The following is a 23,103-nucleotide window of genomic DNA, read 5'->3' on the forward strand; positions in this document are numbered from 1 at the left end:
AAACTGTATCGGCAATAGCAAATTTAAAAAGGCTTAACGCCTTTGTGACACAGATTGCATCGCAACAATCTGTGAAAGAAAAGAGGGTTGATTAAACGACTTCGAGTGACAGTTCAGCTGGCTTGTAAATAGCCAGTATATTATTGTCAGCAACAATGTCTTCAGCCAGATACATAATATCCTGTGCCGTCATCAGTTCAGGCATGCTAGCGGTATAAGTCAGTGGTTCTTCCTGCCAGTTGTTCATGATATTTCCTTTAGATGCACTTCTGTATAAGTTAATAACGACATGTCAGATCAAATCTTGATAGCAGTCACGTAATCATTCATTGCCGCTACTGTGATTGATCTTTAATGATGCTTAGCTTACTGGCCTAGTATGAAAATTTAATGAAGCAAATATGCAAGGTATGTGTCAAAAGATTGTTTTTTGATGGCTGGTATAAAGCTTTTAATGCGCGCAAAATAAGCGATATGGACTGTTTAAGATGAGAGCTTTACATAATGAAAACGCTAAAAGTAATAGGTCTAATAGCTGTGATATTGGTTATAAGCGCAGGCGTGCTTTACTGGCAAAATATGCATGAAGATGCGCCGGAAGTCGTAAATGGTGAGTTGGCGCAAACGATCAATCAATGCGATTTAATCGCCAGTAAGGCGGCGGCTGAGTTGCCTGAGGCGCTACCATTCCAGAAACAGGAAAAGTTTGCCAGGCAATCTCGCGTGCTGGATAGGTGTATGCAGGATAGAGGCTATCAGCAAAATCCAGCATGGATTGCCAAGGCGAATACACGCGCTGGCGAAATTGCACATGCGCAAAATATTTCCCAGGATGAAGCTTTTGAAACCCTGCGCAGGCAGTCCATGTTAAAAGAAGCAGGGGCTGGTACCAGTTATTGGCGCAAGCGTTCATGAAAGATTAGCGTTTTTGCCCCAGGTAATCCGTTTTGCCTAAAGGCACGCCGATGTGACGCAAAATGTTGTAAGCCGTGGTGATGTGAAAATAGACATTCGGCATTGCCCATTTCTGCAGGTAATCTAGCCCGGTAAAAGTCAGGTCGATTTTTCGGATTGTCAGCACAACTTCTTTACTCTCTGCGCCTTCTAACTGTGCGGGCTGAATCTGAGATAAAAAATCGATTGTTTTATCGATTCTCGCATACAGCATCTCAAAACTGGTTTCATCGTCTGCATATTGCGGGATTTCGAGACCGGCCAGCCTGGCGCCAGCACCTTTGCTCATATCACTAACCAGTTGTACTTGTCGCGTCAGCGGATACATGTCGATAGACAGTCGGCTATTGAGTATCACCTCTGGCTCCACTTTTTTCTGCTCGGCATACAGTTCACCTTGTTGCAGGATGTGTTTCAGGTTTTGCAGGTTGCGCACCAAGGGCGCGATGCTGACATCATATAAATTCATGGAGAGCGCTTTCAATATTCATAACGTCGATATTGTAACGCTTCAGCGATATGTGTATCACTAATCGTGGGGCTCTCAGCTAAATCTGCAATCGTGCGCGCCAGTTTCAGGATGCGGTGATAACTACGCGCAGACAGCGAGAATTTCTTCATCGCCGCCTGTAGCAACACATGGCTTTTATCATTTAGCTGACAGTGTGCTTCGATTTCCAGTGGCCCCAGCGCGGCATTCGGTTTGTTTTGTCGCTGCATCTGCCGCTGCCTTGCCAGCATCACACGCTCCCGTATATTGACGCTGGCTTCGCCCACCTGGCTATGGCTTAACTCTTCCGGTTTGAGCGCGGGGACTTCAATGTTCATATCGATGCGATCCAGCAGCGGGCCGGAAAGCTTGTTTTTGTAACGCGCTATCTGTTCCGGCGTACAGCGGCAGCGCTGGTTATAGTGGCCATAATACCCGCATGGGCAGGGGTTCATGGCTGCTAGTAACTGAAACTGTGCCGGGAAGGTGGCTTGCCTGGCCGCGCGCGAGATCGTAATCGTGCCGCTTTCTAGGGGTTCGCGCAGAACCTCCAATACTTTTCTGTCAAACTCGGGCAGCTCATCGAGGAATAACACGCCATGATGGGCAAGACTGATCTCTCCTGGACGCGGTACGCTGCCACCGCCGACTAGTGCGACTGCTGAGGCAGTATGGTGTGGTGCGCGAAAAGATCGCTGTCTCCAGCTTGAAGCGGGGAATTGGCTATTGAGCGACAAGATGGCCGCGCTCTCCAGCGCTTCCTGTGTAGACATCGCCGGCAAGATGCTCATAAACCGGTGCGCCAGCATGCTTTTTCCGGTACCGGGCGGGCCGCTCATCAACAGACTATGTTGTCCGGCAGCGGCGAGCTCAAGCGCACGCTTGGCGCGCAGCTGCCCTTTCACTTCCCGGTAGTCCGCCAATATGGGTGTTTCGCTATGAGCCATGGCGGGTTGCTGTGACAACGCCTGTTTTTCAGACAAGTGCGCACAAACGGCCAGCAGGCTGTCGGCGGCATAAATCGTTGAGCCTTCGACCAAACTGGCCTCGTATGCACTCTCTTGGGGCAGAATCGCCGCCCGCATATTTTCGGTATCCTGTTGTAATTGATAAGTCATGGCGAGTGCGCCGCGAATCGGACGCAATGCACCCGTAAGGGCCAGCTCGCCGGCAATCACATAATTGCCTAAATGCTTTTTGGGAAGCTGGCCGGAGGCGGCCAGAATGCCTAGAGCGATAGGCAAGTCGTAGCGACCACCTTCTTTAGGTAAATCTGCAGGGGCCAGGTTGACGGTTATCCTTCTGGCCGGAAATTCGAATTGCGCGGTCTGGATAGCGGCGCGAACCCGATCCTTGCTCTCTTTGACCTCGGTTTCCGGTAATCCAACTATGGTAAAGCTGGGCAAGCCATTAGCTAAATGTACTTCTACGACCACTTCTGGTGCTTCCATCCCGCTTAAAGCGCGACTATATAACACTGCCAGACTCATGCTGCACTCCTGCTTAACGGAATGCTAACAATTGTAAATTATTTTTTACTTTTCTGAGGTTTGAGCTTGTTCCAAGGTGCTGATTTTTTCTTCCAGTACTCGTAATTGTTGCTGGGTACGGGCGAGTAAAGCCGACTGGATATCGAATTCTTCACGGGAAACAAGTTCCATTTTGGTGAGCATGCCCTGAATTAGTGCATGAATATTTGATTCAAGCTCTGAAATTGGGCTTGAATCAATTAATTGTTTGATTTTAAAAGATAATTCTCTGATTTTCTCATTTGAAAATAGCATAATTTATTGCTCCTTTTTCTGGAATTCTAGCATGTAAAGCAACAGAAAATCTAAATTTAACGCCTAATTTTTATATAAAAACTATAAAAATCAAATGGTTATGAAAGTATAAGAAATTAAAATTTTAAATAATAACTTAAATATATGATTTTAAACAATTATGTTGATTGGCACATGCCTTGCTTAGTGGTCAATGTTGTTTCATTCTCGTTTACAACAATTCGATCAAGACTTTATAGAGAGAGGACTCATAAATGCGTCAATCTATTTTACTTACAGCAGTATTAGGCACCTTGTCACTCGCACAAGTTTCTTATGCAGCTGAAGCTGAAGAAAAAGCGCCCGCGGCTGTAGAAGCAAAATCTCCTTGGGCAGCGACAGCCAACATTGGCTTCGTGTCTGATTACTACGCACGTGGTATTTCACAAAACTGGCACAAACCTTCTGTACAAGGTGGCCTGGATATTACGCATGACAGCGGCTTTTACGTCGGCGCATGGGGTTCTAACGTCACACCAAACACTTTCCCTGATGCCACGGCTGAAATTGATGTCTACGGTGGTTATAATGGGTCCGTACCTGGCGTTGAAGGTTTGGGCTACAGCGTTGGTTTGATCGGTTACCTGTATCCAGGTGGTTCATGGAAAAAATACAGAAGCTCTGCTGCCCTTGGACCAGATGGTGCAAACACTGTATTGACACCACGTGGTGGCCGCTGGGACACTGCTGAAGTCAACTTTGGCCTGGCGTATGGCTGGTTAAGTACCAAGCTTTCTGTAACATTGACTGACTGGTTTGGTGCTGAGCGCGCAACCGGCTGGGATGGTAGTACAAAAGGCAGTACTTATTTTGAAGTGAACGCAAACTATCCATTGCCATGGTGGGACCTGACACTGGTGGGTCACGTGGGCCAATTGAATGTCAATGGTAAACTGGATACTACGTTTACAAGTGATGGTGGTATTAACGGTCCAAGTACAAGCTTTTCAGGTGCTTCCAGCCCTGATTACACTGACTACAAAATCGGGTTGAGCAAAGCGTTTAAAATCGGTGCCTCTGAAGGCTGGAACGGTGGTATCTACTACGTAGGCGCCAGCAACAAGCAATACTGGGGTGAGAATGGCTACGGCGGTACAAGTTTTAACGGCAAAGGCGATGCAACTCGTGCCCAAAGTAAAGATTTGAACGAAGGTCGTTTGGTATTTACTCTGACGCGTACGTTCTAAGTGTTGTAAAAACATAAGTGCTGTAAACACATCTGGCGGGCACGGTGCCTGCCAGAGTTAACAACAGGAGAAGCAAATGAAATTTGTGTCCGCAATAATCAAGCCGTTCAAGCTTGATGAAGTGCGTGAAGCTTTGTCCAACATCGGGGTACAAGGCATCACCGTCACTGAAGTAAAGGGGTTTGGACGCCAAAAGGGGCATACCGAGTTGTATCGTGGCGCTGAATATGTCGTAGACTTTTTACCAAAAGTAAAACTCGAAGTAGCCATTAAAGACGATATGCTGGACCAGGTGGTGGATGCCATCGAGAAAGCGGCGGCGACTGGCAAGATTGGCGATGGCAAAGTATTTGTCTTCGATTTGGAACAAGTTTATCGTATCCGCACCGGTGAAACCGGTCCGGATGCGTTATAGGAGAGGGCTTCAGCTATGAAGAAAATTCTTTCTGTATTATCGCTGGTCGCCCTGATGGGTTTGGCAGCAACTCCAGTCACCTATGCTGAAGAAACCGTGACAGAAACTGTTACGGTGACGGAAACAGTGACGCCTGATGCTGCACCTGCAGCCGAAGCGCCAGCAGCAGAAGCCGCACCCGCTGAGGCCGCCGCTGCACCTGCGACACTGGATGTCGGTAATACCGCATTCATGATTATCGCGACTGTGCTGGTGATCCTGATGACGATTCCTGGCCTGGCACTGTTCTATGGTGGTTTGGTACGCCAGAAAAACATGTTGTCAGTATTGATGCAGGTTTTTGTGGTGTTCTCGCTGATCTCTGTGTTGTGGGCGGCTTATGGCTACAGCCTGACATTCACTGAGGGCAATATGATTGTCGGCGGCTTGAGCAAGGCATTTTTGTCTGGTATCACGACTGACAGTTTGTCCGGCACGATCCCTGAATATGTGTTCCTGACCTTCCAGATGATTTTTGCTGCGTTAACACCTGGCTTGATCGTCGGTGGTTTTGCTGAGCGCATCAAGTTCTCTGCCGTGCTGCTATTTACTGCTTTATGGGTGACATTTGCTTATATCCCAATCGCGCATATGGTGTGGGGTGGTGGTTACCTGGCTGAATTGGGTGCCAAAGACTTTGCCGGTGGTACTGTCGTACATATCAACGCTGGTGTGGCTGCATTAGTCGGCGCATTGATGTTAGGCAAGCGTATCGGTTACGGTAAAGAAGCAATGCCTCCGCACAACCTGGTGATGACCATGATTGGTGCTTCATTGCTGTGGGTGGGTTGGTTCGGCTTTAACGTAGGTAGCGAACTGGCTGCAGATGCGACTGCCGGTATGGTATTGATTAATACCCAATTGGCAACAGCTGCAGCTGTCATCGGCTGGATCTTTGCTGAGTGGCTGTTCAGAGGCAAGCCAAGCATGTTGGGTGCTGCTTCAGGTGCGGTTGCTGGCCTGGTAGCAATTACACCGGCATGTGGTTTCATCGGCCCTATGGGTTCTATCATCCTCGGTTTCACTGCCAGCTTCGTAAGCTTGTGGGGTGTGACCAAGCTGAAAGGCGCATTGGGTTACGACGATTCACTGGATGTATTCGGTGTGCACGGCCTGGCTGGTATCTGGGGCGCAGTAGGCACTGGCGTACTGATGGCACCTGGTCTGGGTGGTGTAGGCTACGCTGAAGGCGTTACCATGGGCGGTCAAGTAACTACTCAAATCATCGCTGTAGTCGTAACGCTGATCTGGACTGGTGTTGTGAGCGTGATTCTTTACAAAGTGGTTGATGTCGTAGTGGGTCTGCGTGTTAGTGAAGAGTACGAGCGCGAAGGCTTAGATACCACTGAGCACGGTGAGCGTGCGTACAGCCTCTAATATAGTGATAGATCGAAGTAATTAATTTCGAACCTGGATTGCAGGCAAGATAGGAAAAACGGCTCTTCTTGAGCCGTTTTTTTTGGAACTTAATCCATACTGTCACACCCCAATGCACTGGGCCTGAATTACAATAACTTTATTATGGCAAAAGCACAGTCCGAATTAACACCTCTTCAACGAGTTTCCCAGTTAATCAGTTTTGAAAAACAGGATATCCTGTTATTGGTTTACCTGACCATGGGCTATGGCCTGTTGGGCATCGCGACCCCTGTCGCGGTGCAAACCATGGTCAATCTGGTGACCATGGGTGGCGTATTGCAACCGCTCTACGTCGTCGGATTTATCCTATTTTGCCTGCTCGGTCTTTCCGGCGCCATCTACGTCATTGAAAGCTTCCTGGTTGAACTGATCCAGCGGCGGATTTTTGTGCGTAATAGTTTATTGATAGCGCATAACACCCAGCAAATCCATATATCTGTTTACGATAAAAACAACCCAGTTGAGCTGGTCAACCGCTATTTTGATATCCAGACGGTCCAGAAATCCGTTGCGACACTGCTTACCATTGGCCTTACAGCCTTATTGCAAGGCTTGATAGGCAGCATTGTGCTACTTTTTTATAGCCTGTATTTTGGCATCCTGGTCATCATTATGCTGGTCGTTCTGTGGGCAGTGATTTTCTGGCTCGGCAAGCAGGCCGAACTGACTGCAATACAAGAATCCAAAACCAAATACACCATGGCTGCCTGGCTGGAGAACATTGCCAGAAACAAGTGGTTATCCAAATTTTATGGCGCCCGGCAACGTACCCTTAAAACTACCGAGCATCTGGCCGAGTATTACCTTAACGCAAGGACTGATCATTTTCGCGTGTTAATGACGCAGCTCATCAGCGCTGTCAGCATGTATGCGCTGATAGGTACTGGCATGCTGGTTCTGGGTGGTACGCTGGTGATCCAGGGCCAAATCAACCTCGGCCAGTTTGTGGCTGCCGAGTTGATCATTTTTGGCGTGCTGTCAGCTTTTGTACGCTTTATCACCAAGCTGGAATACTTTTATGATCTGCTTGCCGCGGTAGACAAGCTCGGTGTGCTGGAAACCTTGCCGGTAGAAGTGTCAGGCGAGCATCAATCAAACGAAAATGGCTACCGCGAATTGCAGGTGGTCGATTTATGTTATCAGCACCAGCAGCAAACGGTGCTGGTGAACAACCTTAACTTTACCCTGCGGCGCGGACAGAGCCTGGCGATTCTTGGGGCATTGGGGACCGGCAAGAGCACTTTGCTTGAGCTGATCACAGGATTGCGTCAACCGGCCCAAGGGCATTTGACCTACAACGGCATTGATCTGCGCCAACTGGATCTGGATCATTTGCGTGACCGTATCGGTGTGGCGGGCAAGGTCGAATGGCAGCAAGGTACTATCCTCGATAATTTGCGCTTGACCCGAAATGATATTGAGATTGACGTCATTGTCGATGTATTGCAGATACTGGGGTTATGGGAAGACATCAGTAAGCTTGAGAATGGGATAGAAACCGAACTGACCGACTATGGCGCCCCCATGTCTTACACGCAACTTCAGCGGTTGATGATGGCGAGGGCAATTATCGGCGCTCCGGATTTGATGATTATCGACGGGTTGCTTGATGGCTTGGCCCAGTACGAACTGGATCAGGTGCTGGCAATGCTGAAACGCTACGAGGCAAACTGGATGCTGATTGTGACTACTCGCTTCAAGCATATTGCAGAGCAGTTCCAGCAGGTGATTACCCTGGAATCTGCCAATAATAAGCCAGGCAGCAACGGCAAGTCAGGGGCTGAACATGCAAATTAAGCTGCCCACCCCTCTGGTACGCGGCGTTGAAACACCAGAGCGCTTGCGCTTGTGGATCAAGCGCATGGCCTGGCTGTTGCTGGTATTGCCGACCATCTTTATGTTTTTACCGTGGCAGCAAAACGTGACGGCATTGGGTAAAGTCACGGCTTATTCTCCTTCGGAGCGTGTGCAAACCATAGATGCGCCGGTAAGTGGCTTGATCAATCGCTGGCATGTGCAAGAAGGTACTCAAGTCAAAGAAGGCGATTTGCTGCTGGAAATCAGTGATACCGACCCTAACTTCAAGCAGCGCCTGGAAGCACAAAGGGACAATCTGCAAAGCAAATTCATGGCTAAGCAGGATGAGTTGAGTGCTTATGAATTGCAAAAACAAAGCCTGACTTCCGCCCGCGATGCCAAAATCGCCGCTGCCCAATACAAACTTGATGTCGCCAACCAAAAAATCCGCAGCAGTCAGGAGGCGGTGAATTCTGCACAGGCTACACTTGATGCAGCCAGTTCGCAAGTGGCGCGGCTGCAACGTTTATTTAATGACGGTCTTGTGTCCAAACGTGACCTGGAAGTAGCCGAACGCGACCATATTATTGCCAGCCGTAACTTGAATTCGGCGCAGGCACAGTTGCAATCCGCGAAGGCAGAAGCCAGTTCTGCCGGTGCCGATATTCAGCAGATCCGTTCTGATACCCAAGCTTACCTGGACTCCACTTCTGCGACCATCAATAAGATTAAAGGTGAAATGGCCGATAGTGAAAATAGCCTGCATAGTTCCGAAATCTCGTTAGCACGGCAAAACATGCAAAAGATCGTTGCACCGCGTGACGGCACTATTTTCCGCTTGCCGGTGAATTCGCAATCACAAATCATCAAACAGGGCGACCCCTTATTGATCATCGTGCCGCATACGTCACAACGTGCCGTCGAGTTGTGGGTAGATGGCCGGGATGCGCCTTTGATTACCCAGAAGAGTGTCGTTCGTCTGGAGTTTGAAGGTTGGCCTGCCATTCAGGTGCCGGGCTGGGCACAAGTGGGCGTCGGTACCTTTGAAGGGGAAATTTCTTTTGTTGACCCTACCGATAATGGCAGCGGTCACTTCCGCATTATGGTTGTGCACAAACCCGGCTCGCCAGAATGGCCATCGCCGAGATTCCTGCGGCAGGGTATTAGTGCCAAGGGCTGGGTGTTGCTGGAGCGCGTCACTATCGGTTATGAACTCTGGCGTTTGTTGAACGGCTTTCCTCCGCGTATTCCGCATGAGGTAACACCGTTGAATACTGGCACGGGCAAACCGGCATGAGGCGAGTATCAGGCATCAGGCCATGGTCTGCGACGTTGTGCATATTGGTCATGGTGAGCAATATGGCATATGCAGACGAAGTGAGTGATACACGCACCCGCCAGCGACTGGAAAAGCCTGAAGGCAGAACGTTGGAAAACTACAGTCAACAACCCGCCCAACCTTTGCACGACGCAATCAAGAAGCAGCAACGAAGGCCTTCAGTAGCGGTCGATCTCAAGCGCGCATTGCAACCGTTTGACAACCCTGAAGACGACAGTATGCTGCCCGAAGCGCCAGGTCAGCAGGTCACCATTGCCGATATCCGCCAACGTGCACTGCAAAACAATTTACAGGTGAAAGTCGCCCGGATGGATCCTGAACTAGCCAAACAGTCATTGCGCGAAGAGCAGGCCAAATTTGACCAGGTGATTTTCGCTTATGCCAAATATGCCGAGAAAGACACGCCACCGATGTCTGGTGACAAAGTGATTTTCAAATCCGACAATCCGTTGCTGGATGGTGAATTGGCTAAATTAAACCTCGATGCCCAGAAAAAAGAATACTGGGATGTGGAGGCTGGCATCAAGGTGCCATTGCGTACCGGTGGTACCGTAACCCTGAGTGCGCCGCTGGAAAACCGGCAAAGTCTGGGTAAATTTGCCAGCGACCAATACCGTAGTGCGCTGCGTTTTTCCTTTAGTCAGCCGTTGTTGCGCAATGCCGGGCGTGATGTGAATGAGGCCAGTATCCGCATAGCCGAACTGGACCGGGATGGGGTGCAATTGCGCACCCGTTTGCAGATGATCCGCATTGTGGCGATGGTGGATAAGGCTTATTGGGAGTTATACGAAGCCTGGGCGGCGCTGGATGTCCGGAAAAACCAGTTTGAATATGCCAGCCAGAATATGGCTATGGTCAAACGCCGGGTGCAGGAAGGCCTGACGGCTGCGGTCGAAATCAACCGCGCTGAAATTGGCGTGGCAGATCGCATGGAAGCACTGATTGTCGCTGAAACCAATCTCAAGCTTGCCCATAGACAATTACAGTTTTTATTGAATGATTTGCCGGATGATCAGGAAAAACAATCGCCCTGGGTGCCCGCCAGTCCTCCAAAGCTGGTGAAATTCGAATTTAACCGTGCGCACTTGATCCGCGATGCACTGGACAGTCGTATCGAGTTGCTGGATCAGGAACTCAAGTTAAGTGCTGACCTGATTCAAATTGATTATCTGCAAAACCAGACTTTGCCGATGTTTTCGCTCGATTATCAATATGGTGCTTTGTCCGGCTCAGGTGAGCGCTTCAGTGATATCGGCCAGGATTTGTTTGATGGCCGTTACCGCGACTGGTCATTAGGCTTAAAGTTCGAGATGCCGGTAAGCAATGAGGCGCGCAAAGCCAAGCTGGACCGCGCGATTGCGCAGCGCATGCAGCGTTTAACCACCAAGACGCTGCAGACATTGACGGTCAAGCGCGAGATTCACGATGCACTCGATAAGATAGACCAGAACTGGCAACGGATTATCGCGGCACGCCAGCAGGTATTGGTCGCGGGAATCAACTACGAAGCAGAGCTCAAACAGTTTAATGAGGGACTGCGGACCATGACAGAAGTGCTGGAAACACTGACTCGACTGGGTGAGGCGCAAATGAAGGAAATCCGCGCCATCAGTGATTACCAGATATCGCTGGTCGATGTGGCGTATGCGACCGGTACGGTATTAGGTCACGGCCAGATCAGCCTGCAATAAGCTATTGATTTGGCAATGGTGTATTCAATGACTGTTGCGAACGCACCATCTCGCTAAACTGCGATAAATTCATCCGGTTTATGCCGGACTTCTCGCCATTTTTACGCGGCGCTGAACGGATATCATCCGCCTCAAAAATACTGATACGCTGCGTACCAAACCGGGTTTCTACGAGCACCACAGGCACACGTTTACGCACTAGGTCATGTTTCTGCTTGCCTGGGCGATCTGACATCCGGTATTGCTGTTCGTCGCCGTGGTAAGGGATATTCTGGTTCAGCAAGTATATTTCCAGCTCCTTCGCGCTTTCGGCGAACACATGGATATCTGTATCTGCATAAGGTCCGGCAGTGCCGTCTAGTACAGGGCCGGTCAGGTGGGGATTAAACTTTTGCAATAACTGCATGGTCAGCAGTGCTGCCTGCCTCAGATCATGCAAATGCGCGGCATCGGCCTCATCGGCATAAAGCGCATGGTATTCCCGCAAAGCTGTATCTATCTCTGCATTTGTCGGCAACGGGGCATCCTGCTGGATCCCCAGCAGTTTCACGGCTTTGCGCTTGGCGCGCCCATAGTCGCTAATGCCTTCTTCAAACATCAGCCTGGCTGCCGATTGCGCTATTTCCTGGCGCAGGTCACTTGGAAAATCGTCAAACATAAGCGCGCTTTTACGAATCAGTATCTAGTTAGGACTCAATAATTTTGCAGCAGGGTTGACCGGTACTTTTCTGTCTTCATCACCGCCGGAATGTTCACCAATTAAACGCTCCAGAAATGAAGGTTCATCCTGTTCCGGGGCTTGCTCGCTCTCCGGGTCAAACAATCCGGGCAGGTTTTCCGGTTGCGATTGTGGCAAGTGTTCTTCATAGAAGTACTCATAAATGCCCTGGTCATCCTCGTCGATTTGCGCGCCGGTGTAAGCATCTACTTTCAGTTGCAGTATACCTTCAGGTACTTTGTACTGATAAATCGGCACGCCTTTCAGTGTAGCCTGCATATACTTGATCCAGATTGGCAAGGCAGCACGCCCCCCGGTTTCACCACGCCCCAGGTTACGCGGGTTGTCATAACCTACCCAGGCTATCGCGACTTCTTTCGGATGATAACCGGCAAACCAGGCATCAAACTGGTCATTGGTGGTGCCGGTTTTACCTGCAATATCAGGGCGGCGCAGGGATAATGCAGCTCGTGCCGTACCGTCACGCACCACATCTTGCAGCATACTTGTCATGATGAATGCATTACGCTGGTCTATAACGCGCTCTTGCGAAATATGCTTGCCTGGTTGCACAGCCATCACAACCTTGTCACGACTATCCGTGATTTTTTCAATCAGGTAAGGGTGCACCTGGTAACCGCTGTTGGCGAATGTCGCATACGCGGCGGCTAGCTGCCAGGAAGTGGTTGAACCTGCACCCAGCGCCGTTGATAAATACGGCGGATGGTCCTTCGGATTAAAGCCGAATTTACGCAGGTAGTTTTGCGCATAACGCGCACCGATGGCATTCATCAGGCGGATAGAAATCGTATTCTTTGATTGTGCCAAAGCTTCACGCAGACGCATAGGACCTGCGTATTTTTCATCATAGTTGCGTGGCTCCCAGTTACTGTTGCTGCCGGTTTCGGTCGAGGCAAAGCTGATAGGCGCGTCTTCAAATACGCTGGCTGGTGAATACCCTTTTTCCAGCGCAGCAGAGTAAATAAACGGCTTGAAACTCGAGCCTGGTTGGCGACGCCCTTGCGTTACATGGTTATATTTATTGCGCTGGAAGCTAAATCCACCGATCAATGCATTCACCTGCCCAGTTTCCGGATTGAGGGCAATGAAACCGCTTTCCACTTCGGGTAACTGCACCACCATCCAGTTATCGTTTTGCTGGTAGACGCGAATGACTGAACCTGCGGTGAGTGTAAGTGGGGTACGCTTGGCAGGCGGCATATGATTTTTAACCAGCAAAATGGCTTTGTCCTGCAACTTGAGAACCGTGCCACGCTGAGTGACCAAAGTGAGCAAGTTGGGTTCTACCTTGGTGACCAAGGCGGGCACAAACTGGTTGTAAGTGACAAAATCACGCAGTAATTCCCTGGCTTCCGAAGCCTTCATTTTGCCGGATGGCAGGGAAATTACTTTTTCTGCGCCGCGGAACCCATGGCGCAATTCAAAGTTGATGATGCCCTGGATAACGGCTGCATTTGCCGCTTCCTGATGCTGTTTATGGATGGTGGTGTAAACCTTGAATCCGCTGCTATAGACTTTTTCGCCATAACGTTTGTACAGGCTGGTCCTGACGATTTCAGCCACATATTCTGCGCCCAGTGCTGGCACCATGCGCTTGGAAGACTGGAACTTGAGCGGTGCCTGCATGGCCTCATCAAATTCGTGTTGCGAAATCATGTTGTAGCGGCGCATGTCACGCAGGACCTCATGCTGGCGTCTGATGGCAAAGTCCGGGTGTATGTAGGGGTCATACTTGCTTGGCGCTTTGGGCAAGCCTGCCAGCAAGGCGGCTTCAGCTAAATTAAGCTGCCGCAAATCCTTATCAAAATAAGTCCTGGAAGCCGCAGCAAAGCCATAAGCACGCTCGCCCAGGTAAATCTGGTTCAGGTATAGCTCCAGGATTTTATCTTTGCTGATGGCATTTTCAATTTTAATTGCCAGCAGTGCTTCTTTAATTTTGGTCCACATGTTGCGTGGGGTGGTCGGGCTGCTGAAAAAGTTTTTCGCCACCTGCATGGTAATGGTACTGGCGCCTTCATGGCCACGCCCAGTCATATTGTTGCGGATCGCCCGCAGAATGCCGGTGGTGTCAATGCCGTTGTGCTGGTAAAAGCGTCGGTCTTCAATCGCCAGGATGGCATCTTTCATGACCTTGGGTGTTTGTTCAATCGGCACAAACGCGCGTCTTTCCTGGCCGAACTCACCAATCAGGTTGCTTTCTGCATCGTAAATCCGCAGCGGTAATTTGGGGTGGTAATCGGTCAGCGCTTCAAGCGACGGCAGCGAAGGGTAAAGGATACTAATCATCAATACCAGTAGTGCTGCGACGATCAAACTGCCGATGATGGAGATAAAAAGAAAAGACTGTAGCCAGCGTTTTGAATTCATGCCTAGTGTTGCCATCGTGAGAATTACCCCTGAATTGTAATCTTTTTTTGCCGATGCATTGGCAGTTAATTATGGAATCATGCAAATAGTCGGGGCCCGTCTCGCGATGGGTGTAGCAGTAATTCACTAACACATTTAAAAGTGGAGTGGTTGGCACGGTTGATGCATAACCCTCTAAGCATTTAATTCTATTTAAGGGCGATTCAGTTGAGCCTAGGCTTTTTACAACGCAAAAAAACCAGTTTTATCGGTGTGGATGTCAGCGCAACCGCCATCAAGATGGTGGAGTTAACGGCGATTGGCAAGCAGCAGTTCCGACTGGATGGTTACGCCAATATTGCCCTGCCTAAAGGTGTAATCAGCGATGGCAATATCAATGATTTAACCCAAGTGGCAGACACCATACGTTCTACATGGCGATTGCTGGGTTCGCGTGCGAAACAGGTAGTCATGGCTTTGCCCGCATCGGCAGTGATTTCTAAACGTGTGATTATGCCTGCAGGCTTGAGTGATGAAGACCTCGAATTACAAGTTGAGGCTGAAGCGAATCAATACATTCCTTTCCCTCTCGAAGAGATGAACCTGGATTTCCAGGTACTGGGGCCGATTGGCAAGAGCACGGACGAAGTGGAAGTGCTGATTGCCGCCGCCAAAAAAGAAAAGATTGATGACCGTGTGGCAGTGGCAGAAGAGGCTGGCCTGAAAGTCAGCATTATGGATGTGGATGCTTACGCTACTGAAACGGCTTACCGCCAGATTTTCAGACAATTGCCCGGCCATAACAAAAAGACGGTCACCATGATTCTCGATATAGGTGCGCATGTTACCCATATCAGCGTGATGGTTGGATTGCATTCCGTTTATTCGAGAGAGCAAGCATTCGGTGGTGCCATGCTGTCTCAAGAGATACAGCGCCGGTTTGGCCTCTCGGCTGAAGAAAGTGAAATTGCCAAACGCCAGGGCGGATTGCCGGATTCGTATGACCAGGAAGTATTGCAGCCGTTTCTGCAAACACTGGCAGGTGAGGCAGCACGTGCCGTTTCTTTTTTTACCAACTCTACCCAGTACAGCAAAGTGGATCACTTGCTGCTGGCCGGAGGTGTTTCTGCAACAGTAGGCCTGGCTGCGCTTATTCAGCAAAAAACCGAGATACATACACTGGTTGCCAATCCGTTTCAAGGCATGACGCTGGTGAATAAAGTAAAACCATCACAACTCGAAACCGACGCCCCTGCATTGATGATTGCCTGTGGCCTGGCATTGCGGGGTGTAGACGCATGATTAAGATCAACCTGTTACCGCATCGCCAGATTCGCCGTGCCGAACGCCAGCGCGAGTTTGGCCTGCTGGCATCACTGGTCGCGATTGCGGCAGCCGCGATAGTGTTTGTCAGCTGGAGTTATATCAACGCCCAGATCCGCACCCAGCAGAATCGTAACCAGCGCTTGCAGGATGAGATGGTGAGGCTGGATAAGGAAATCGTCATCATCAAAACCTTGAAAGAACAGATCCAGCATGTACTGGAGCGCAAGCAAATCGTTGAAGGATTGCAGAGTGACAGGAACCAGGCTGTACAGATACTGGATGAACTTGCAAGGTTGTTGCCGGAAGGCGTGACACTGAAAAGCATCAAGCAGATTGAGAATGAGATAGAGCTTAAAGGCACTGCTGACACCAACAGCCGTGTGGCTTCGTTAGTGCATAACCTGAGCGGGTCTTCTGTTATCCATAACCCTAACCTGGTGGAGATCCAGGCGAGTAATTCTGCGCAGGATCTCAAGATATATGAATTTGTTATCAGGATCACGCTCAAGCAGGATCAACCCGCTGGTAACCAAGCCGAGCAAAAGCCGGCGTCGCCAAAAGGATAGCCCGCATCATGCAACTTTCGGATTTTAATAATATAGATTTAAAAAATGCCGGCAACTTGCCATTGCCCATGAAAGTGGTGCTGTTAAGCATACTGGCTGTGATGATTCTGGTACTGGGTTATATGTTTTTACTGAATCCCAATCTTAAAGAACTGCGTGCTGAAAAAGAAAAAGAGCAAGGCTTACGCGATGAGTACCTTGCGAAAAATATGCAGGCCATCAAGATTAAAGCCTATGAGCAACAAGTTCTGGAGATTCAGCGTACGTTTGGCGTATTGCTGAAACAGCTGCCGGATAGGTCGGAAATGGATGGATTGTTAACCGATATCAACCAGGCTGGATTAAGTCAGGGATTATCTTTTGAAGCATTTGTGCCGCAGCCGGAGGTGTTTGCAGAGTTTTATGCCGAAAAGCCCATCAATATTAAAGTGTTGGGCAGGTATCACGAGCTGGGTGCTTTTGTCACCGAGGTGGCTAAGCTATCGCGGATTGTGACATTACACAATTTACAAATACAGCCGATGGCTAAGGATGATAGACATCCCCATAAAGAGGTGCTGGTGATGGAAGCTGTCGCGAAAACTTATCGCTACCTGGATGCGGAAGAAGTGGCTGCACGCAAGGCAAAAGAAGATGCCAAGGCGGTTAAGAAATGATGTGTCATAAATATTTATTAATGGTGATGTCGGCCATGTTGCTGACGGGATGCGGTAAGGCGCAGGAAGACGACCTGACACAGTTCATGAATGACGCTAGTCAGTCTGCTTCGGCCCCGATTGAGCCATTGCCGCAAGTGCAAGGTTTTTCGCCTAAACAATATAACGCAGACGCTGCTTTGCATGACCCCTTTGTGCCACGCAAAGCCACAGTAAAAAGTGCTTTGCAGCCTGATCTTAAACGGCATAAAGAGCCACTGGAAGCTTATCCCCTAGAAGGTCTCAAGTTTGTTGGTGTATTGAGCAAACAGAACAAAATATTTGCCGCCATACAAACGCCTGACAACATGGTCTACCAGGTTAAGCCTGGGCAATACATGGGAGAGAAGCTGGGGCTAATCACTTCGCTGGCAGAAAACAAACAGACATTAAAGTATGAATTAAGAATTAAAGAGACCATTCAGGACCAGGTAACCGGTGAATGGGCCGAGCAAATGACGACATTGGAATTGCAGGAACATCAATGATGAAAACATATATTTCTTTTGCTACAAAGCTAGCACTATTGTTCGTTGTGATGACAGCGCAACCGGTAATGGCGGCAGAAATGCCTGCAGGTAATAATCAACTGCAAGCCATTGAGGTAACAACGCTACCAGGCGGCCGGCTGAACGTACAACTGCAAATGTCACAGCCTTTGGCCACCGCACCGGCGAGCTTTACCTTATCGAATCCGCCCAGAGTCGTCTTCGATATTCCGCGCACCAGCAATGCTACCGGCAAGAATGTGGTTGCTGTTAATCAGGGCGCACTGAAGACTGTGCAGATAGTACAGGCGAATGATCGAAGCCGGGTAGTGCTGAATCTGTCTAAACCGGTGCAACATCAGTTGCAATTAAAGCAAAGTGCATTGATGATTGCACTTGCTCAAGAAAGCGGCGAATTGGCTCCAGCAACAGTAGCTGCAAAACGCTTCTCCGAACCTGTCGCGCTTGCTCAACATCGTGTTCAGAATATAGATTTTGTACGTGGCAAAAATGGTGAAGGACGCATTGTAGTAGACCTCTCCGACAGTCATGTGGGTGTGAATGTGCGCAATGCCGGTAAAACAGTGGTGATTGATTTCACCAACACTGAGTTACCAGAGTCGTTGCAGCGCCGCCTGAATGTAATCAACTTCAACACACCAGTGCTTTATGTAGATGCCCTGCGCCACAATAACCAGGCGCAAATTGTGATTGAGCCGCAAGGTGATTGGGAGCAGTCTGCGTATCAGGCTGATCGCAAGCTGGTAGTAGATATCCGCCCATTGGTAAAAGACCCTAATAAGTTGATCCAGGGCTCTAAACAGGGCTATGCTGGTGAAAAATTGTCGCTTAACTTCCAACGCGTGGATGTAAGGGATGTGCTGAAAGTGATTGCTGACTTCACCGGTAAAAATATTGTGGTCAGTGACTCGGTTTCGGGCAGTGTAACGATAGGCTTGAAGGATGTGCCTTGGGACCAGGCTTTGGATGTCATTATGCAAAGCAAGGGCCTGGATATGCGCGTCAATGGCAGTGTGATTTCCATTGCCCCGGCAGAAGAATTTGCAGCCAAGGAAAAAGCGCAATTAACAGCTGATGCCGAGCGTGAAACGCTGGAGACCTTGCGGACCGAAGTTTTTTCACTCAGGTACCAGAAAGCGGCTGATTTCAGAAGTATGTTGCTGGGAGGTGGGCCTGGTATGGCAGCTGGCGCTTCAACGGGAAGCTCTACCGGATCTGCTGCGGGGCGAATGAACCGCATCCTGTCACAGCGAGGCAGCGTCACTTTTGATGTGCGTACCAATACAATTTTTGTCCAGGACACACCGAAAAAACTGGAAGAGATTCAGGCAATCATTAACAAGGTAGACGTGCCTGTGAAACAGGTGATGATTGAATCGCGTATGGTGATCGCCTCCAACACTTTCTCGAAAGCCTTAGGTGCACGTTTCGGGATTACCCAAACGGGAACGCCAGGCAGCAATACCAATATGACAGTAAGCGGCTCGTTAGGCAACCGCTTCACGGAAGTTTCCGCTACAGGTGTGGCGACGCAAGGTACACATAACGGCAGTATCCAGACCGCCAGCAATAATGGCAGTACATTGACCAGTTCTGATGGCCTGCCTGATTTGATGTCTAACCTGCCGGTGACCAATGCTTATGGTGGCATTGCCTTAAGCCTGCTTAAATTGTCAGCCAACTTACTGTTGAATCTTGAGTTGTCTGCACTGGAAGCAGATGCACGCGGCAAGGTAATTTCGAGCCCGCGCGTGACTACTGCCAACCAGCAAAAAGCACGTATTGCACAAGGCGTGGAAATCCCTTACCAGACAGCGACCAGCAGTGGTGCAACGGCAGTAAGCTTCAAAAAAGCTGAATTGAGCCTCGAAGTCACCCCCCAGATTACGCCAGACCAGAAAATTATTATGGATTTGGATGTACGCAAAGATAGTAGAGGGGAAACGCTGCCTGGTGGTGTCGCAATCAATACCCAGAACGTGCAAACACAAGTGCTGGTAGGCAATGGTGAAACGGTGGTTCTCGGCGGTATCTACGAGCAAGTATCACGTAAGGCTACTGACAAAGTACCGTTCTTTGGCGATTTGCCAGTGGTTGGGTACGCGTTCAAACGCAATACCAAGCAGGAAGACAAAACGGAGTTGCTGATTTTCATCACACCTAAAGTTATGGATGAAACGCTGGCCTTGAACTAATTACCTGTTGCAAACGCCGCTGTTACTGACAGCGGACCCTCTTTGCCTTAAAATGCCCAACTGGATCGGTTGGGCTTTTTTATGGGTGAGCGTATACCAAATAATATTTTTTTAATCGGTTTAATGGGTGCAGGCAAAACCACGGTTGGCAAGTTGATCGCCAAAAGTCTGGGTAAAACCTTCTATGATACCGACCACGTGATCGAGCAGCGCACCGGCGTTAAAATCCCCACTATCTTCGAGTTGGAAGGGGAGGCTGGCTTTCGCAAGCGCGAAACGTCCACGCTGGAAGAATTCGGGCAGCAGGATAATATCGTGCTGGCTACCGGAGGCGGGGCGATTATCGCTCCGGAAAATCGCGCCATACTTAAAAAATATGGCTATGTGATTTACCTGCGTGCCAACGTCAATGAGCTGTATCTGCGTACCCGCAACGATAAAAATCGCCCTTTGTTACAAAACGTAGATGTCAAAGCCAAGCTGGAACAATTGTTTCATGCTCGTAATCCCCTATACACCGAGACTGCCGATCTAATCGTCGATACCGGGCATCAACCGGTGACCGTCATTATTCATAAAATAGAAACTGCATTGCGCGCGCTGGAGTCATCATGCAAACCCTAACTGTTAGCCTGGCTGACCGTAGCTACCCCATTCATATCGGCAACGGCCTTTTAGGGCAGGTCGATCTGATTCTGCCGCACCTCAAACGCAAGCAAGTGGCGATTGTCAGCAATACCACCGTAGCACCTTTGTACATGCATGCGCTTGCCCAGCCTTTAAGAGATGCTGGCGTGAGTGTGATTGAAATTATTCTGCCGGATGGCGAGGCGTATAAAAATAACGATACCCTGCAGATTATTTATGATCATTTGCTGCAAAACCGCTGTGAGCGTAATACCACGCTAATCGCATTGGGCGGGGGCGTCATTGGGGATTTGACCGGCTATGCGGCGGCGACTTATTTGCGCGGCGTACCATTTATCCAGGTGCCTACGACTTTACTATCACAGGTGGATTCCAGCGTCGGTGGTAAAACCGGAATTAACCACCCATTGGGTAAAAACATGATAGGCGCGTTTTATCAGCCAAAACTGGTATTGGCTGATATTGATACGCTAAAAACATTGCCGCAACGTGAGTTATCGGCAGGTGTGGCTGAAGTGATCAAGTATGGCCTGATTCGCGATGCCGATTTTTTTGACTGGCTGGAAACCAATATGTCTGCATTGATGGCATTGGATCCTGCAGTCGCTAGCTATGCCATTTATCGTTCATGCCAGAACAAGGCTGAAGTGGTCGCGGCGGATGAGCATGAGCAAGGTGAACGAGCCTTGCTAAATCTGGGCCATACATTTGGCCATGCCATTGAAAATGCCATGGGTTATGGCGTGTGGTTGCATGGTGAAGCGGTGGCGACCGGAACTGTGATGGCGGCAGACTTGTCCCAACGCATGGGCTGGCTGAATGCTGCAGAGGTTCAACGTATCAAAGCAATTCTGCAAGCCGCTAAATTGCCGCTCGATGCGCCAGACTTTGGCGCTGAAGAGTACTTGCGGCTGATGCAGCTGGATAAAAAAGTATCGGATGGCCGCATTCGGCTTATCCTGCAACAAGGCATAGGCAAGGCAGTGATCACAGCCGATTATGATGCCGATAAACTCAAGCAGACACTGTCACAGGCTGCCTGATACCAATAGAGATTAAAGATTAAAATGACCTTAACACGCTTTGCAGCGCATCCCGAACAAACGCGTGGCCGCAAGGTCGTTGAGCAAGAGTCACCCACGCGCAATGTATTCCAGCGTGACCGTGACCGCATTATTCACTCTACCGCTTTTCGCCGCCTGGAATATAAAACCCAGGTGTTCGTAAACCATGAAGGCGATCTGTTCCGCACCCGCCTGACCCATAGTATTGAAGTCGCTCAACTCACGCGCGGAATTGCTCGCACTTTGGGCTTGCATGAAGATCTGGCCGAAGCAATTGCGCTGGCGCATGATCTTGGGCATACGCCATTTGGCCATGCCGGGCAGGATGCGCTCAATGAATGTATGCGTGACTTTGGTGGTTTTGAGCATAACTTGCAGTCTTTACGGGTAGTAGATTTACTTGAAAACCGCTACGCAAGCTTTGATGGCTTAAACCTGACCTTTGAAGTGCGTGAAGGCATCCTCAAGCATTGTTCCAAAAAAAATGCCGAGCAGTTAGGCGATGTCGGTGAGCGTTTTTTGCGCAAAGAATCTCCCAGTCTTGAAGCCCAGGTTACCAATTTTGCCGATGAAATTGCCTACAACAATCATGATGTAGATGACGGCCTGCGCTCTGGCCTGATTACAATACAGCAGCTATCCGATATCCAGCTGTTTGCCGAAAATATGGCAGAAGTGAAGCACCTGTATGGCGAAATTGAAGAAAAACGGTTGATCCATGAAACCGTACGTCGCATGATTAATGTGCTGGTGGTGGATTTGTGTGAACAAAGCCAGCAGGCGATTACAAAACTTAATCCTGCCACCATTGACGAGGTACGCAAAGCGCCGTATCTGGTAGGGTTCAGTCAAGCGATAGCTGATAAGAATCTGGAACTTAAGCAATTTTTGCGCACGCACTTGTACCAGCATTACAAAGTTAACCGCATGAGCGCCAAGGCTAGACGGATTATTGAAGAATTGTTTTCCGCTTTTATGCAATCACCCAAATTAATGCCGGATGAACATCAGCTTGCGGCCAAACAGGATCAGGCACGAGCGGTTGCTGACTACATTGCCGGCATGACAGACCGTTATGCCATTCGCGAGCACAAGCGACTTTTTTCTGTTGAGGAAAATTGGTAAAGCTGGTTTGAAGGAAAAGTCCAGCTAGGTGACTAGTCAGAGATAACTGTTGCAGCCTTGACGCTATTTAAATGCCTAAGTTGAAAGGCTAAGCTACAAATAAATGCCTAAGTTGAAAGGCTAAGCTACAAACAAAAAAGCGAGTGGGCAATAACCACTCGCTTTTTTGCTCGTCACTATTTATTTAGCGACTTGCCTTTCACGCATTTCATCCAGCGTTTTGCAATCAATACATAATGTTGCAGTCGGACGTGCTTCCAGGCGTTTAAGGCCAATTTCAATCCCACAGCCCTCGCAATAACCGTAGTCACCACCCTCGATATTGCGCAATGTCTCGTCAATCTTCTTGATCAACTTACGCTCGCGGTCACGGTTACGCAACTCTAAAGCCATGTCTGATTCCTGGCTGGCACGGTCATTCGGGTCGGCAAAGCTGGTCACTTCATCTTGCATGGTATGCACCGTGCGGTCGATATCGTGACTGAGTTCTGCTTTCCAGTTATTCAGGATCTTTTTGAAATGTTCCTGCTGTTTTTTGTTCATGTACTCCTCACCGGCCGCTGGCTGGTAAGGGGTAAAAGATTTGTTAACGGTGTCTGCCATGATGGTTCCAAAGGACGAAACTACTTGATATTACTTGCCTCAAGGGCGCTTTTTATTGCATTACGTTAATCAATAATCGCGCGAGTTTACACCGATTTTATAGGCTTGCAAAGTATCTTTCTCGATGCGTGGC

The 23,103-nt window shown here is 49.2% G+C and carries 22 protein-coding genes; 15 read left to right on the forward strand and 7 right to left on the reverse strand.

The genetic code is table 11. From position 1 onward, the window contains the following. Positions 1 to 91: 91 nt before the first annotated feature. Positions 92 to 247, reverse strand: coding sequence for a hypothetical protein (locus ASG24_RS14745; protein ID WP_200934447.1), 156 nt, complete (start codon positions 245 to 247; stop codon positions 92 to 94). A gap of 314 nt (positions 248 to 561) precedes the next feature. On the opposite strand from ASG24_RS14745, the gene ASG24_RS05685 reads away from it, so the two are divergent. Further along, positions 562 to 915, forward strand: a complete 354-nt coding sequence (locus ASG24_RS05685) for a hypothetical protein (protein WP_235562322.1) — start codon at positions 562 to 564, stop codon at positions 913 to 915. Positions 916 to 919: 4 nt separating this feature from the next. Here the strand turns inward: ASG24_RS05685 and ASG24_RS05690 are convergent, their stop codons facing one another. Genes ASG24_RS05690 through ASG24_RS05700 form a run of 3 tightly spaced genes read right to left on the reverse strand, consistent with a single transcriptional unit; the run spans position 920 to position 3,228 of the window. Further along, positions 920 to 1,423 (reverse strand): DUF1993 family protein, encoded by a 504-nt coding sequence (locus ASG24_RS05690; protein WP_055868822.1) that lies wholly within the window; start codon positions 1,421 to 1,423, stop codon positions 920 to 922. Between the two features lie 11 nt (positions 1,424 to 1,434). Further along, entirely contained in the window at positions 1,435 to 2,934 is a 1,500-nt protein-coding gene (locus tag ASG24_RS05695) for a YifB family Mg chelatase-like AAA ATPase (protein ID WP_055868824.1), read from the reverse strand. Positions 2,935 to 2,979: 45 nt separating this feature from the next. Then, the gene (locus ASG24_RS05700; RefSeq protein ID WP_055868826.1) at positions 2,980 to 3,228 is read right to left on the reverse strand and encodes an accessory factor UbiK family protein; all 249 of its coding nucleotides are present in this window, start codon (positions 3,226 to 3,228) and stop codon (positions 2,980 to 2,982) included. 254 nt (positions 3,229 to 3,482) lie between these two features. Between ASG24_RS05700 and ASG24_RS05705 the strand changes: the two genes are divergently transcribed. The 6 genes from ASG24_RS05705 (at position 3,483) to ASG24_RS05730 (ending at position 11,154) form a co-directional block, all read left to right on the forward strand. Then, positions 3,483 to 4,454, forward strand: coding sequence for a TorF family putative porin (locus tag ASG24_RS05705; protein ID WP_055868828.1), 972 nt, complete (start codon positions 3,483 to 3,485; stop codon positions 4,452 to 4,454). 76 nt (positions 4,455 to 4,530) lie between these two features. Beyond that, positions 4,531 to 4,869, forward strand: coding sequence for a P-II family nitrogen regulator (gene glnK, locus ASG24_RS05710; protein ID WP_018986930.1), 339 nt, complete (start codon positions 4,531 to 4,533; stop codon positions 4,867 to 4,869). A 15-nt stretch (positions 4,870 to 4,884) separates the two neighbouring features. After that, a complete protein-coding gene (locus tag ASG24_RS05715; RefSeq protein WP_055868829.1) occupies positions 4,885 to 6,285 on the forward strand; it encodes an ammonium transporter in 1,401 nt (466 codons plus the stop codon). A gap of 144 nt (positions 6,286 to 6,429) precedes the next feature. Then, positions 6,430 to 8,124 carry a peptidase domain-containing ABC transporter gene (locus ASG24_RS05720; RefSeq protein WP_055868831.1) on the forward strand — a complete coding sequence of 565 codons (1,695 nt, stop codon included), beginning with the start codon at positions 6,430 to 6,432 and terminating at the stop codon, positions 8,122 to 8,124. Beyond that, positions 8,114 to 9,421, forward strand: a complete 1,308-nt coding sequence (locus ASG24_RS05725) for an HlyD family secretion protein (RefSeq protein WP_055868833.1) — start codon at positions 8,114 to 8,116, stop codon at positions 9,419 to 9,421. The genes ASG24_RS05720 and ASG24_RS05725 overlap by 11 nt, the downstream gene beginning before the upstream one ends. Next, positions 9,418 to 11,154 carry a TolC family protein gene (locus tag ASG24_RS05730; RefSeq protein ID WP_235562323.1) on the forward strand — a complete coding sequence of 579 codons (1,737 nt, stop codon included), beginning with the start codon at positions 9,418 to 9,420 and terminating at the stop codon, positions 11,152 to 11,154. Before ASG24_RS05725 ends, ASG24_RS05730 begins: the two co-directional genes overlap by 4 nt. A gap of 1 nt (position 11,155) precedes the next feature. On the opposite strand, the gene ASG24_RS05735 is transcribed toward ASG24_RS05730, so the two are convergent. Together ASG24_RS05735 and ASG24_RS05740 are read right to left on the reverse strand one after the other, a co-directional pair. Continuing rightward, positions 11,156 to 11,812 (reverse strand): hypothetical protein, encoded by a 657-nt coding sequence (locus tag ASG24_RS05735; RefSeq protein WP_055830433.1) that lies wholly within the window; start codon positions 11,810 to 11,812, stop codon positions 11,156 to 11,158. Positions 11,813 to 11,836: 24 nt separating this feature from the next. Beyond that, the gene (locus ASG24_RS05740) at positions 11,837 to 14,275 is read right to left on the reverse strand and encodes a penicillin-binding protein 1A (protein ID WP_229008134.1); all 2,439 of its coding nucleotides are present in this window, start codon (positions 14,273 to 14,275) and stop codon (positions 11,837 to 11,839) included. Between the two features lie 192 nt (positions 14,276 to 14,467). On the opposite strand from ASG24_RS05740, the gene ASG24_RS05745 reads away from it, so the two are divergent. The 8 genes from ASG24_RS05745 to ASG24_RS05780 all read left to right on the forward strand — a co-directional run bounded on the left by ASG24_RS05745 (position 14,468) and on the right by ASG24_RS05780 (position 22,367). Further along, complete coding sequence (locus tag ASG24_RS05745; protein WP_055868838.1) at positions 14,468 to 15,541, forward strand: pilus assembly protein PilM; 1,074 nt, start codon at positions 14,468 to 14,470, stop codon at positions 15,539 to 15,541. Further along, positions 15,538 to 16,131, forward strand: coding sequence for a PilN domain-containing protein (locus ASG24_RS05750; RefSeq protein ID WP_055868840.1), 594 nt, complete (start codon positions 15,538 to 15,540; stop codon positions 16,129 to 16,131). The genes ASG24_RS05745 and ASG24_RS05750 overlap by 4 nt, the downstream gene beginning before the upstream one ends. An 8-nt stretch (positions 16,132 to 16,139) precedes the next feature. Beyond that, positions 16,140 to 16,787 carry a type 4a pilus biogenesis protein PilO gene (locus ASG24_RS05755; protein WP_055868841.1) on the forward strand — a complete coding sequence of 216 codons (648 nt, stop codon included), beginning with the start codon at positions 16,140 to 16,142 and terminating at the stop codon, positions 16,785 to 16,787. After that, positions 16,784 to 17,314 carry a pilus assembly protein PilP gene (locus ASG24_RS05760; protein WP_055868843.1) on the forward strand — a complete coding sequence of 177 codons (531 nt, stop codon included), beginning with the start codon at positions 16,784 to 16,786 and terminating at the stop codon, positions 17,312 to 17,314. Before ASG24_RS05755 ends, ASG24_RS05760 begins: the two co-directional genes overlap by 4 nt. Then, on the forward strand, positions 17,311 to 19,530 hold the full coding sequence (gene pilQ / locus ASG24_RS05765) for a type IV pilus secretin family protein (RefSeq protein ID WP_055868845.1): 2,220 nt from the start codon (positions 17,311 to 17,313) through the stop codon (positions 19,528 to 19,530). The genes ASG24_RS05760 and pilQ overlap by 4 nt, the downstream gene beginning before the upstream one ends. An 81-nt stretch (positions 19,531 to 19,611) precedes the next feature. Then, on the forward strand, positions 19,612 to 20,154 hold the full coding sequence (locus ASG24_RS05770) for a shikimate kinase (protein ID WP_055830420.1): 543 nt from the start codon (positions 19,612 to 19,614) through the stop codon (positions 20,152 to 20,154). Beyond that, positions 20,142 to 21,221, forward strand: a complete 1,080-nt coding sequence (gene aroB, locus ASG24_RS05775) for a 3-dehydroquinate synthase (protein ID WP_055868847.1) — start codon at positions 20,142 to 20,144, stop codon at positions 21,219 to 21,221. Before ASG24_RS05770 ends, aroB begins: the two co-directional genes overlap by 13 nt. Before the next feature lie 24 nt (positions 21,222 to 21,245). Further along, positions 21,246 to 22,367, forward strand: coding sequence for a deoxyguanosinetriphosphate triphosphohydrolase (locus tag ASG24_RS05780; RefSeq protein WP_055868849.1), 1,122 nt, complete (start codon positions 21,246 to 21,248; stop codon positions 22,365 to 22,367). Between the two features lie 180 nt (positions 22,368 to 22,547). On the opposite strand, the gene dksA is transcribed toward ASG24_RS05780, so the two are convergent. Then, positions 22,548 to 22,970 (reverse strand): RNA polymerase-binding protein DksA, encoded by a 423-nt coding sequence (gene dksA, locus ASG24_RS05785; RefSeq protein WP_055830414.1) that lies wholly within the window; start codon positions 22,968 to 22,970, stop codon positions 22,548 to 22,550. Positions 22,971 to 23,103: the final 133 nt, after the last annotated feature.

It is taken from the genome of Methylophilus sp. Leaf414 (assembly GCF_001425425.1).
In the GTDB taxonomy this organism is placed as follows: domain Bacteria; phylum Pseudomonadota; class Gammaproteobacteria; order Burkholderiales; family Methylophilaceae; genus Methylophilus.

Bases quoted from the DNA above. Each gene is read 5' to 3' on its own strand.
- ASG24_RS05725 (WP_055868833.1), top strand. From the start codon at position 8,114: ATGCAAATTAAGCTGCCCACCCCTCTGGTACGCGGCGTTGAAACACCA.
- ASG24_RS05770 (WP_055830420.1), top strand. From the start codon at position 19,612: ATGGGTGAGCGTATACCAAATAATATTTTTTTAATCGGTTTAATGGGT.
- aroB (WP_055868847.1), top strand. From the start codon at position 20,142: ATGCAAACCCTAACTGTTAGCCTGGCTGACCGTAGCTACCCCATTCAT.
- glnK (WP_018986930.1), top strand. From the start codon at position 4,531: ATGAAATTTGTGTCCGCAATAATCAAGCCGTTCAAGCTTGATGAAGTG.
- pilQ (WP_055868845.1), top strand. From the start codon at position 17,311: ATGATGAAAACATATATTTCTTTTGCTACAAAGCTAGCACTATTGTTC.
- ASG24_RS05780 (WP_055868849.1), top strand. From the start codon at position 21,246: ATGACCTTAACACGCTTTGCAGCGCATCCCGAACAAACGCGTGGCCGC.
- ASG24_RS05735 (WP_055830433.1), bottom strand. From the start codon at position 11,812: ATGTTTGACGATTTTCCAAGTGACCTGCGCCAGGAAATAGCGCAATCG.
- ASG24_RS05730 (WP_235562323.1), top strand. From the start codon at position 9,418: ATGAGGCGAGTATCAGGCATCAGGCCATGGTCTGCGACGTTGTGCATA.
- ASG24_RS05690 (WP_055868822.1), bottom strand. From the start codon at position 1,423: ATGAATTTATATGATGTCAGCATCGCGCCCTTGGTGCGCAACCTGCAA.
- ASG24_RS05720 (WP_055868831.1), top strand. From the start codon at position 6,430: ATGGCAAAAGCACAGTCCGAATTAACACCTCTTCAACGAGTTTCCCAG.
- dksA (WP_055830414.1), bottom strand. From the start codon at position 22,970: ATGGCAGACACCGTTAACAAATCTTTTACCCCTTACCAGCCAGCGGCC.
- ASG24_RS14745 (WP_200934447.1), bottom strand. From the start codon at position 247: ATGAACAACTGGCAGGAAGAACCACTGACTTATACCGCTAGCATGCCT.
- ASG24_RS05715 (WP_055868829.1), top strand. From the start codon at position 4,885: ATGAAGAAAATTCTTTCTGTATTATCGCTGGTCGCCCTGATGGGTTTG.
- ASG24_RS05740 (WP_229008134.1), bottom strand. From the start codon at position 14,275: ATGGCAACACTAGGCATGAATTCAAAACGCTGGCTACAGTCTTTTCTT.
- ASG24_RS05750 (WP_055868840.1), top strand. From the start codon at position 15,538: ATGATTAAGATCAACCTGTTACCGCATCGCCAGATTCGCCGTGCCGAA.
- ASG24_RS05755 (WP_055868841.1), top strand. From the start codon at position 16,140: ATGCAACTTTCGGATTTTAATAATATAGATTTAAAAAATGCCGGCAAC.
- ASG24_RS05760 (WP_055868843.1), top strand. From the start codon at position 16,784: ATGATGTGTCATAAATATTTATTAATGGTGATGTCGGCCATGTTGCTG.
- ASG24_RS05705 (WP_055868828.1), top strand. From the start codon at position 3,483: ATGCGTCAATCTATTTTACTTACAGCAGTATTAGGCACCTTGTCACTC.
- ASG24_RS05695 (WP_055868824.1), bottom strand. From the start codon at position 2,934: ATGAGTCTGGCAGTGTTATATAGTCGCGCTTTAAGCGGGATGGAAGCA.
- ASG24_RS05700 (WP_055868826.1), bottom strand. From the start codon at position 3,228: ATGCTATTTTCAAATGAGAAAATCAGAGAATTATCTTTTAAAATCAAA.